Origin of the sequence: Nonomuraea sp. ATR24 (assembly GCF_041950485.1) — a bacterium.
GTDB lineage: Bacteria > Actinomycetota > Actinomycetes > Streptosporangiales > Streptosporangiaceae > Nonomuraea > Nonomuraea ceibae.
The window spans coordinates 173,510-183,574 of record NZ_JBGNUU010000018.1 but is presented as its reverse complement, the minus strand read 5'-3'; the positions used below and the strand labels follow the sequence as shown (position 1 = coordinate 183,574).

The window sequence follows — 10,065 nt, the reverse complement described above, 5'->3', positions numbered from 1 at the left end:
CCCTCACCCACCCGCCCCACGCCCAAGCCCACCCGCTTGGCCACCCGGCCCCGGTCCCCGCTGTCGCCCCTACGCCCGCTGTCCCCTGCCGCTTGGCATCGCGCCCGCCTGCCAGCGCGCCGCCCGTCCCGTCCCTGGCATCGGGCTCACCTCCGGACCGGGCTGCCGCAGTCCCCGCATCGGACCGCAGTCCCCGCATCGGACCCGCCTCCCGCATCGCGCCCGCCTGGCGCCGCGCCCTCTCGCAGCCCCGCACCGTGCCCCCCTGCGCTGGCACCTGCCCGCTCGCTCCCCATGGGCCCGGTCGCCCCCACCTGCCAACTCGCTCCCCACGAGCCCGGCACCTCCACGAGCCCGGCACCCTCCACGAGCCCGGCACCTCCACGAGCCCGGCACCTCCACGAGGCCGGCGGCCTCCGCGCGCTGCCATCCGGCCCTGGGTCCAGGCCATCCGATCCCGGCCTCGGCGGTCCGGCCTGGTTCGGTCTTGGGCCTTGCCAAGCCGGGTATGGACCTTGTCCGTAGCGCGCCTCTGGTCCGTCGCGCGGGCACCCCCGCCGGTCCGTTCGCGGGCGCCGCTCTGGTCGTGCGTCCGGCCGGTCCGGCCTCCGGCCTGTCGGGTGCGGTGCGGGCGTCATCCCCCGGGCCTGTCGGGTGCGGTGTGTGCGTCGTCCCCGGGGCTGCGGGGTCCGGTGTGGCCGTCGTCTCCCGCGTCCGCTGGCCTGTTGCGCGGGCGCGCCGCTGGTCCGGTCCCAGCCCCGCAGGTGCGGTATGCGGGTCTCTGGATTCGGTCTGCTTTCGGGAAGGGGCGGGTCGGAAGCGGGGCGGCGTGGTGCAAGCGGCTGCCTAGTTATTCCTTGACACGAATATTCGTCATAGTGAATACTTCTGGGCATGGACGAACTCCTCGCTGCGTTGGCTGATCCGGCGCGTTGGCGGCTCGTACGGCTGCTGGCTGAGCGGCCGCGGCCCGTGGGGGTGCTCGCGCGGCTGGCTGAGGCAAGGCAGCCGCAGACGACCAAGCACCTGCAGAACCTTGAGCGGGCCGGGGTCGTCGTCTCGCAGCGCACGGGCCAGCGCCGGATCTACGCGCTTCGGCCCGGGCCGCTGCGGGATCTGGCGGCGGTGCTCAACGGGCTGGCCGATGCCGCGGATCAGGCCGGTGAGACGTATGACCGTTATGGGCTCAGTGTTCAGGCGGAGCGGCTGGCTGCGCGGGAGGCGGGATGGGCCGATGGTCGCTCGTTCCGCTTTCATCGGTCGCTGGCCGCGTCGCCCGAGCTGGTGTGGCGGCATCTGACCGAGGCGGAGTTGCTCGCCCGCTGGTGGACGCCGGACGAGTTGCGCGTCTCGGAGTTGGTGTTCGAGGCGTGGCCGGGCGGGCGGATCGTGCACGAGTATCGCGACGCCGAGGACACCGACGGCTCCGATCCGGTCGCCGGGCGCGCGGAGGGGGTCGTCGTCGAGGCGCAGCCAGGGGAGCGGCTGTCCTATCGGCTCTCTCCGCGGCTACCTGGTGGGGGTGTCGCGTTCACCGCCCACCTCGACCTCGACCTGCGTCCCGGCGGCGCCGGTTCGGGCGCGGGGACGGAGCTGGAGGTCCGGTTCCGGGTGGCCGACAGCACGGTGGACTCGGCGGACTTCATCGCGGGGATCGAGCTCGGGTTCGGGCAGAGTCTCGACAAGCTCGCGGCGACCCTCCAGGCCCTTCAGGCCCTCCAGACCAATCAGGCCGATCAGGCCCTCCAGGTCAATCAGGCCGATCAGGTCAATCAGGCCGGACAGGCCGAGCACGCGGACGACACCACTACAGGGAGCACGACATGACCACTCAGGACAACCGCAGGGTCACCGCCAACCTCAGCCTCACGATGGACGGGCGTTACAACGGCCCCGGCGGGCCTGCCGACTTCGCGGCGTTCGCGCCGTACGTGACCAGCGAGGCGGCCAGGGATCACATGACCCGCATGTGGGAGAGCGCGACGACGGCGCTGCTCGGGAGGGTGAACGCCGAGGGGTTCCTGGGCTACTGGCCGCCGGTCGCCGAGGACGAGGACGCCGACCCGCGTGACCGCGGCTACGCGAAGTGGCTGGTCGACGTGGAGAAGGTGGTCTTCTCCAGCACGCTGACGGAGGCGCCGTGGGAGCGGGCCCGGGTGGTGAACGCGCCCGCCGCGGACGTCGTCGCCGAGCTCAGAACCCAGGAGGGCGGCGACATCCTGGTCAACAGCAGCGCGAGCGTCATCAAGCCGCTGCTGGCGGCGGACCTGGTCGACCGCCTCTACCTCATGATCTTCCCCGAGATCGCCGGGGGCGGGCAGCGGCTGCTGGAGGACGGGCTGCCGGCCACGTCGTGGAAGCTGACCCACCAGGAGACCGGCGCGATGGGCGAGATGGCCATGATCTACGACCGGGCCCGCTGAGAAGGTCAAGGCCCAGGAGGGCGGCCGGCTCGGTCGACGCCGCGGTGGACGCGCACCGTACGGTCGATGAGCTCGCGCAGGGCGCCCTCGTCGACGGCGTCGAGCCGTTTCAGGTAGAGGCACCCCTTGCCGGTCGTGTGCGGGCCGAGCCGGGCGAGCACGGACGCGTGCCGCTCCTCGTAGCCGCCGACCAGGTAGACGACCAGGTGCTGCTTGCGCGGTGAGAATCCGGCGAGAGGCCAGTCGCCGGTGTGGCCGCTGGCGTAGACGTAGTGGTAGCTTCCGAAGCCGACGATGCTAGGCCCCCACATCACGGCCGGCTCGCCGACCACCTCGGTCATGATCGCGCGCAGGCGCAGGGCGTCGGCCCGGCGGCGCTCGCCGGGGACCGCCGCCAGGAACGCGTCCACGTCGGCGCCGGTCGGGACGGTCACCGGCTGTTTCGAGGTCGCCATGACGGCATGCTCCCACGCGGGTCCGACAAACGTCATACGGCTCTGGCCGCCTCGTGGGCGGGGGCGATGGCGGAGGGGATGTCGCGCCACATCGGTGGCAGGGACGGCGCCGTGCCGGTCGCCGGGTAGGAACAGCACGGTGGCCCCCGTCCCGGCCACGACGTCCATCGCGCCGCCCTCGGGCGAGGACGGCGCGGTGCTCGGCACGTGACGTACGGGTTTGTCCTGGTACGGGACGCGGGCCAGGAACTCAGCGGCTCAGCACGGTGCGCAGGACGTGTTCGAGGGTGTCCGCCGGGTCGCCGGTCAGGCCGGGGGAGCGCCAGGCGACGTAGCCGTCCGGCCGGACGAGCACGGCGCCGCCCCCGCTGACGCCGTAACGCTCCTGCCAGCGGCCCTCGACGTCCATCAGCTCCTCGTCCACCAGGATTCTGGCGAGCCGTACGCCGAGCCGCTCGGCGACCAGCCTGCCCGCCTCGGCCCAGGGGCGGCCGCCGTGCTGGTGGGCCAGCAGGACGAAGCCCGACCCGTACAGGTCGATGGTGGAGATCGGCTGCCCGTCCCAGTCGAGCAGCACGTGCGGCGCGCGGCTGCCGGGGCGGGCGGTGGGGTGGCGCGGGTCCTCCAGCAGGGAGCCGTCGTCGCCGGGCTCGGGGATGACGGCCGTCGAGTGGTAGCGGTAGCCGAGGATCGCGCTCATGGGGTCGTCGAGCGGCTCCGGGTAGCCGATGCGGGCCGCAGGCGGCATGCGCACGCCGAGGTTGGCGAGCTGGGCGTCGGCGGTGAGCGTGCCGATGGGCCGGCGTTCGGCGTCGTAGGTGTCGAGGAACCCGGGCCCGGCCTGCCCGGTGATCACGAGCCAGAGTCGCCAGGCGAGGTCGCAGCCGTCCTGGAGCGCGGTGCTGCCGCCCTGGCCGCCGGTCGGCGGCATGGTGTGGGCGGCGTCGCCGGCCAGGAACACCCGGCCCTCGCGGTAGCGCTCGGCGAGCACGTGGGCCATCGGGAACGTGGTGGTGTCGAGGACGCGTACGTCCAGGTCGGGCACGCCCACGGCCAGCCGGACCAGCTCGGCGCAGTGTTCGGGGGTGAAGTCGGCGGCGCTCTGGCCGGGGGCGTAGTTGACGCCCAGCACGTGCGCGCCGACGCCGGTGCCGGTGACGATGACGCCGGTGAAGGCGTCGTTGCGCAGGTACCAGAGGGTGACCTCGCGGTCGCGGACGAGCCCGGTGAGGTCGGCGTCGAACATGATGGAGCACATCTGCCCCAGTTCGCCCTTGCCGCCGACGGGGATGCCGAGCTGGTGGCGCAGCGGGCTGCGGTAGCCGTCGGCGGCGATGACGTAGTCGGCCCGGACGACGCTCTCCTGTCCGCCGGAGCGCAGGACGGCGAGCACGCTGTCGCCGTCCTGCTCGACGGAGACGAGCTCGGTGGAGAAGCGCAGGTCGGCGCCGAGCTCTTCGGCCTTGGCTCGCAGCACCCGTTCGATCTCGGCCTGCGGGGCGCCCACCTGGGCGGCTGGCGTCGCGTCGGCGAGGAAGGCGAACTCCTCCTTCTCGTCGGAGATGATCATCTGCGGGTCGGGGTCGTTCAGGCTGGTGGCGATGGCGATGCGCATGTTGTCGCCGATGCCGGCCCAGACGTCGGCCAGCGCCTGCTCGACGCCGGGGACGGGGCGCATGAGCTCCACGGCCCGCGGTCCGACGCCGAACGCCTTGGGCTGGACGGACGTGCCCGGGTGCCGTTCGACGAGCATGACGGGGACGTCGCGCCAGGCCAGCATCATCGCGGCGCTCAGCCCCGCGTAGCCGCCGCCGACGACGAGGACGGGGACTCGCGGCTGTTGCATGACCCACCTCCGGAAACGCGTAATATCGTGTCGTGTGCGAGCGACACGATATGTCGCGAGTGCCCGACAGGTCAAGACATATCGCGTTTGGGAGGCGGGGATGGCGTCAGGAGAGGTGGCGTTCGAGCGACTCCAGCTTGCTCGTCATGCCGTCGGTGACCCCGGCCCGCAGATCGGCCTTGAGCACGAGGCTGACCCGCGGCGCGACCTCGGCGACCGCGTCGACCGCCTGCTTGATCACGCCCATCACCTCGTCCCACTCGCCCTCGACGGTGGTGAACATCGCGTCCGTGCGGTTGGGCAGCCCGCTGTCGCGGACGACCTTGACGGCGCGGGCGACCGGCTCGGCGACGCCTTCGCCGACGCCCAGCGGGGTGATGGAGAATGCCACGATCACGGTGTGCCCTCCCGGGGTCACGGCGCGGACCGGCCGCGCCGGCGAACTCGGCCAGGAGCGCCCGCGATCAGGAAGAAAGGCGCTCACCGGCCCTGAAGATCGATCCTAGTGAGCGCGCCAGGACGGGCCGGAGCCCGCCCCGCCGGCCGACGCCGCCGGAGCAGGCCGACGCCGGCCATCTCGTCCGCATCGCACCGGATGCCGGACGCCACGGAATCACGCGTGGATGTGGTCCTCGTCGTCCTCGTCCTCGCTGGGACCCTCGGAGGGCTCCACGCCCAGGACGGCCTCGCGCGGCTCGATCTCCTCGATGTGGTCGACGAGCTGGAGCACGTGCTCGGGCTCGATGAGCCACTGCAGCGCGGAGGCGCCGGTCTCGTCGGAGGAGACGAGCTCGGCCTGCTCGGTGCGCTCCTCGTCGGTCAGCTCGGCGTCGGGGTGGCGGATCTCCGCCATCGCGGCGGCCTGGAGGGCGTCAACGTCGAGCACCTCGACGGTCAGCTCGACCGTGAGGCGTAGGAACTTCTGTGCATCACTCATGGAGCGAGCCTAGGGCAGCTTCCACTCCACAGGGGATGCGCCTTGCTGGACGAGCAGCTCATTGGCCCGGCTGAACGGCCGCGAGCCGAAGAAGCCGTTGCGCGCCGACAGCGGCGACGGGTGGGCCGACTCGATGCGCGGCACGCCGCCGAGCATCGGCGCCAGGTTGCGCGCGTCGCGCCCCCACAGGATCGCCACCATGGGCTTGTCGCGCGCGACGAGGGCGCGGATGGCCTGCTCGGTGACCTCCTCCCAACCCTTGCCCCGGTGGGAGGCGGGCTTGCCCGGCATGACCGTGAGCACCCTGTTGAGCAGCAGCACGCCCTGCTCGGCCCACGGCGTCAGGTCGCCGTTGGACGGCCGGGGCAGGCCCAGGTCGCTCTCCATCTCCTTGTAGATGTTGAGCAGGCTGCCCGGCAGCGGCCGCACGTCGGCGGCGACGGAGAACGACAGGCCGATCGGGTGGCCGGGCGTCGGGTAGGGGTCCTGGCCCACGATCAGCACCTTGACGTCGTCGAAGGGCTGGTTGAAGGCACGCAGGACGTGGGCGCCCGCGGGGAGGTACTGCCTGCCCTCGGCGATCTCCTTGCGGAGGAACTCGCCCATGAGGGAGATGCGCTCGGACACGGGCTCAAGAGCTTGGGCCCATCCGGCTTCGACGACTTCGTTCAGGGGACGACCGGCCATGGCCGATCAGCTTAGTCAGGTCCGGTACGGCATGCGTACCGAACCGGGAGAAATGATCACGGGCGCCCGGTCGTGCCGGACGCCCGTGAGCTCGGGTGGGGCTACTTGACCGAGCCGGCCATCATGCCCTGGACGAAGTAGCGCTGGAAGGCGAAGAAGAGGATCAGCGGGATGATCAGCGACAGGAACGCCCCGGAGGACAGCACGTCGATGTTCGTCCCGAACTGCCGCATCTGCGACTGCAGTGCCTTGGTCATCGGCTGGTTCTCGGTGTTGGCGAAGACCAGCGCGATGAGCATGTCGTTCCACACCCACAGGAACTGGAAGATGCCCAGCGACGCGATCGCCGGCTTGCCCAGCGGGAACACCACCGAGACGAAGATCTTCCACTCCGGCGCCCCGTCCATCCGCGCCGCCTCCAGCAGCGAGGCCGGGATGCCGACGAAGAAGTTGCGCAGCAGGAAGATCGCGAACGGCAGGCCGAACGCCACGTGGAACAGCACCACGCCGGGAATCGAGCCGAAGATGCCCGCCTGGCCGTAGAGGGCGGCCACGGGGATCAGCGCGATCTGGATCGGCACGATGAGCAGCCCGACCACGACCAGGAAGAGCGTGTCGCGGCCCCGGAACTCCATCCAGGCGAACGCGTAGGCGGCCATCGCGGCGATGCCGATCACCAGGATCGTGGTCGGCACGGTGATCGCGATCGTGTTCCAGAACGACGCGGTGAAGCCGCTGGCCAGCAGGTTCGCGTAGCCTTCAAGGGTGAGCTCGGCGGGCTTGGTGAAGATCGTCCACCAGCCCTCGGCGGTGTTGGTCTCCACCGAGCGCAGCGAGACCACGAGCAGGCCCAGCGTGGGCACCAGCCAGAACAGGCCCAGCAGGATCATCACGACCTGGACGGCGCCGCTGCCGAGGCGGTCGACGATGCGGCCGGCGAAGCTCCGGCGCGGGGCTCCCGCGTGCGCCCCGCGGGGTGCGGATGCGGTCGCGGTGGTCATGACTCTCCCCTCTTGAACCTGCGGATGTTCATGACCATGAAGGGCAGCACCAGGATGAGCAGGAAGATCGCCAGCGCGCTGCCGAGTCCCTGGTTGTTCCCGCCGCCGAACGCCACGCGCCACATCTCCAGCGCGATCACGTTCGCCTCCGGCTGGACCGACGACGGCGCGATGATGAAGACCAGGTCGAACACCTTCAGCGTATTGATGATCATCGTCACGAAGACGACGAGCAGCACCGGCGACAGCAGCGGCACGGTGATCTTCCTGAACACCTGCCACTCCGAGGCGCCGTCGATGCGGGCGGCCTCCAGCGCGTCACGCGGGATCGCCGCGAGACCCGCCGCGATCAGCACCATCGCGAATCCGGCCCACACCCAGACGAACGCGCCGATGATCGCCGGCGTGATGAGTGTCGGGCCCAGCCAGGCCAGGCCGTTGTAGGCCCCCTCGAAGTTCGACTGCGGCAGCCGCAGCGTGTAGGAGCCGGCGGGCAGGCCGTCGAAGGCGAACGTGCCGTCCTCGGCCGTCGTGGCGGTGCCCGCCACCTTGCCGTCGCTGACCGCCTCGACGGTCATCCCCGGCAGGCCCTTCTCGCTCCCGTCGAGCTGGCCGTTGACGCCGCCGCCGCCCGGGGTGAAGTCGAACCAGACGGTGCCGGACAGGGTGTCGCCGCCGGCGGGCGCCTTGGCCGGCGCGGCGTCGGAGGGCAGCACCTCCGGCTTGACGCCGACGATCGGGATGAGCACCGGCTGGCCGGCCTGCACGGGCTGCTTGGTGACGACGCCGCCGCCCTCGGCCGCGACCGGCGACTGCTCGCCCTCACGCGGGCGGGCCTCCGGGTAGCCCTGGGAGGAGGAGAACGTGTCGTGCACGGTGGTCAGGATGGCGTTGGCCACACCCTTGTCCGGGTCGCCGTCGTACACCAGCCTGAAGATGACGCCGGCGGCCATCAGCGAGACGGCCATCGGCATGAACACGATCAGCTTGAACGCGGTCGACCAGCGGATGCGCTCGGTCAGCACCGCGAAGATCAGGCCCAGCGTGGTGACCACGATGGGCGCGACGATCACCCAGATGAGGTTGTTGCGGATGGTCCGCAACATGTTGCCGTCGCTGAAGATCGTGGCGAAGTTGTCGAGCCCGACGAACTGCGTGTTCGACGCGTCGTACAGGCTTCGGACGATCGAGAACCCGATGGGATAGACCACCCAGACCCCCAGCAGCACCGCTGCCGGGAGCAGGAAGGCGATCGCGAGCCACGGGGAGGGGCCGAGGCGGCTTTTCTTACGGGGGGTATCAGCCGGTCCGGAGGCAGGCCCGCCCGAGGTGCTCTCGGGCGGGACCTTCGGGCCGTCCAACCTTTCGGTCACGGCCATTCCTCTTTACTTCCAGGCCTTCTTGGCCTCGGCTTCGAGCGCCTCCTGGGCGCCCTTGATGTCGGACGGGTCGCGCAGGAAGTCCTGGAGGATCTTCCACTCGCCCTTGCCGTCGGTGCCGCCGAAGGCGCTGGGCGCGAGGTCGGACATGTCATAGCGGACGGTCTCGCCGGCCGAGATGATCGTCTTGCCGAGCTCCTGCGTCAGCGGGTCCGGGTAGTTGTCGGGCGAGACGTTGCGGTTGGGGGACAGGTAGCCGGGCAGCTTGGCCCAGATCTCGCCACCCTCCTTGGAGGCCAGGAACTGCAGCAGCGCCATCGCGCCGGGGGAGTCCTTCATGGCCACCGCGACGTCGCCGCCGAGCACGACCGGGGCGGTCTCGCCGACCTTCGGGAACGGCACGTACTTGGCCTCCTCGCCGACCTTGGCGCCGGACTCGACGGCCGTGACGGCCACGAAGTCGGCCTCGATCACCATGGCGGCCTTGTCCTGGCCGTAGACCTTGGTGACACAGGTCGGGAAGTCGGTCTGCATCGTGTTGGAGCGGCCGTCGACCAGGTACTCGTCCTTGCTGACGAGCTCCTTGATCTTCTCCAGGGCCGTCGTGACGCTCGCGTCGGTCCACGGGATCTCGTGCTTGGCGAGCTGGTCGTACTTCTCGGGACCGGCCGAGGAGAGGTAGACGTTCTCGAACAGGTCGGTGAGCGTCCAGCCGGAGGCGCCGCAGAGGGAGAGCGGCGCGGTGCCGGAGTCGGCGATCGTCTGCGAGGTCTTGACCAGCTCCTCCCACGTGGTGGGGGGCTGCACGCCGGCGTCCTTGAGCGCCTGGTCGCGGTACCAGACCAGCGACTTGTGCGCCGCCTTGATCAGCACGCCGTAGACCTGGCCGTCCGCGGAGCCGAGCTCCTTCCAGTACGGCGTGTAGTTGGCGTCGATCTCCTTGGTGACGTCGGCCGTGAGCGGCTTGAGCGCCTTCTGGTCGGCGTACTGCTGGACCAGGCCGGGCTGCGGCAGGATCGCCACGTCGGGCGGGCTGCCGCCCTGGATGCGCGGGCCCAGGTAGGCGCCGGTGTCCTCGCCCGTGGAGGCGTAGGTGACCTTCGCGCCGGTCTTCTCGGAGAAGGCCTTGAGCACCTGCTCGAAGTTCTTCTGCTCCTCGCCGGTCCACTTCGCCGCGACCTCGAGCGTGACGCCTTCGAGCGTCTTGGCGCCGCTCGTGGCCTCGCCCGAGGCGGGGGCCGAGGCCGCCGGGTCGTTGGTGGTCGGCGCGTTGCCGCAGGCCGCGACTGCTACGGCCAGTCCGGCCAGGATCGCTGCTGCTCTGCCTTTTCGCATGG

10 protein-coding genes are annotated in these 10,065 nt (G+C 70.9%); 2 read left to right on the top strand and 8 right to left on the bottom strand.

Annotated elements, in window-relative coordinates; translation table 11 throughout:
- Window positions 1-894 precede the first annotated feature (894 nt).
- Both ACBI99_RS34535 and ACBI99_RS34530 read left to right on the top strand, forming a co-directional pair.
- Window positions 895-1,827, top strand: coding sequence for a metalloregulator ArsR/SmtB family transcription factor (locus ACBI99_RS34535; RefSeq protein ID WP_219505983.1), 933 nt, complete (start codon window positions 895-897; stop codon window positions 1,825-1,827).
- On the top strand, window positions 1,824-2,423 hold the full coding sequence (locus ACBI99_RS34530; protein ID WP_375074360.1) for a dihydrofolate reductase family protein: 600 nt from the start codon (window positions 1,824-1,826) through the stop codon (window positions 2,421-2,423). Before ACBI99_RS34535 ends, ACBI99_RS34530 begins: the two co-directional genes overlap by 4 nt.
- A gap of 5 nt (window positions 2,424-2,428) precedes the next feature.
- On the opposite strand, the gene ACBI99_RS34525 is transcribed toward ACBI99_RS34530, so the two are convergent.
- The 8 genes from ACBI99_RS34525 to ACBI99_RS34490 form a co-directional block, all read right to left on the bottom strand.
- On the bottom strand, window positions 2,429-2,878 hold the full coding sequence (locus ACBI99_RS34525; RefSeq protein WP_357583742.1) for a DUF1801 domain-containing protein: 450 nt from the start codon (window positions 2,876-2,878) through the stop codon (window positions 2,429-2,431).
- Window positions 2,879-3,128: 250 nt separating this feature from the next.
- Window positions 3,129-4,724: an FAD-dependent monooxygenase gene (locus ACBI99_RS34520; RefSeq protein ID WP_357583740.1), complete on the bottom strand. Its 1,596-nt coding sequence runs from the start codon at window positions 4,722-4,724 to the stop codon at window positions 3,129-3,131.
- Window positions 4,725-4,830: 106 nt separating this feature from the next.
- Window positions 4,831-5,121: an MTH1187 family thiamine-binding protein gene (locus ACBI99_RS34515; RefSeq protein ID WP_219505975.1), complete on the bottom strand. Its 291-nt coding sequence runs from the start codon at window positions 5,119-5,121 to the stop codon at window positions 4,831-4,833.
- 216 nt (window positions 5,122-5,337) lie between these two features.
- Window positions 5,338-5,661 carry a hypothetical protein gene (locus ACBI99_RS34510; protein ID WP_219505972.1) on the bottom strand — a complete coding sequence of 108 codons (324 nt, stop codon included), beginning with the start codon at window positions 5,659-5,661 and terminating at the stop codon, window positions 5,338-5,340.
- Between the two features lie 9 nt (window positions 5,662-5,670).
- Window positions 5,671-6,348 carry a uracil-DNA glycosylase gene (locus tag ACBI99_RS34505; RefSeq protein ID WP_375074359.1) on the bottom strand — a complete coding sequence of 226 codons (678 nt, stop codon included), beginning with the start codon at window positions 6,346-6,348 and terminating at the stop codon, window positions 5,671-5,673.
- Window positions 6,349-6,449: 101 nt separating this feature from the next.
- Window positions 6,450-7,349 carry a carbohydrate ABC transporter permease gene (locus ACBI99_RS34500; protein ID WP_219505965.1) on the bottom strand — a complete coding sequence of 300 codons (900 nt, stop codon included), beginning with the start codon at window positions 7,347-7,349 and terminating at the stop codon, window positions 6,450-6,452.
- Window positions 7,346-8,728, bottom strand: coding sequence for an ABC transporter permease subunit (locus tag ACBI99_RS34495; protein WP_219505963.1), 1,383 nt, complete (start codon window positions 8,726-8,728; stop codon window positions 7,346-7,348). The genes ACBI99_RS34500 and ACBI99_RS34495 overlap by 4 nt, the downstream gene beginning before the upstream one ends.
- Before the next feature lie 6 nt (window positions 8,729-8,734).
- Window positions 8,735-10,063, bottom strand: a complete 1,329-nt coding sequence (locus tag ACBI99_RS34490; RefSeq protein ID WP_219505961.1) for an ABC transporter substrate-binding protein — start codon at window positions 10,061-10,063, stop codon at window positions 8,735-8,737.
- Window positions 10,064-10,065: the final 2 nt, after the last annotated feature.

Bases quoted from the DNA above. Each gene is read 5' to 3' on its own strand.
- ACBI99_RS34535 (WP_219505983.1), top strand. From the start codon at position 895: ATGGACGAACTCCTCGCTGCGTTGGCTGATCCGGCGCGTTGGCGGCTC.
- ACBI99_RS34530 (WP_375074360.1), top strand. From the start codon at position 1,824: ATGACCACTCAGGACAACCGCAGGGTCACCGCCAACCTCAGCCTCACG.
- ACBI99_RS34525 (WP_357583742.1), bottom strand. From the start codon at position 2,878: ATGGCGACCTCGAAACAGCCGGTGACCGTCCCGACCGGCGCCGACGTG.
- ACBI99_RS34520 (WP_357583740.1), bottom strand. From the start codon at position 4,724: ATGCAACAGCCGCGAGTCCCCGTCCTCGTCGTCGGCGGCGGCTACGCG.
- ACBI99_RS34510 (WP_219505972.1), bottom strand. From the start codon at position 5,661: ATGAGTGATGCACAGAAGTTCCTACGCCTCACGGTCGAGCTGACCGTC.
- ACBI99_RS34505 (WP_375074359.1), bottom strand. From the start codon at position 6,348: ATGGCCGGTCGTCCCCTGAACGAAGTCGTCGAAGCCGGATGGGCCCAA.
- ACBI99_RS34500 (WP_219505965.1), bottom strand. From the start codon at position 7,349: ATGACCACCGCGACCGCATCCGCACCCCGCGGGGCGCACGCGGGAGCC.
- ACBI99_RS34495 (WP_219505963.1), bottom strand. From the start codon at position 8,728: ATGGCCGTGACCGAAAGGTTGGACGGCCCGAAGGTCCCGCCCGAGAGC.
- ACBI99_RS34490 (WP_219505961.1), bottom strand. From the start codon at position 10,063: ATGCGAAAAGGCAGAGCAGCAGCGATCCTGGCCGGACTGGCCGTAGCA.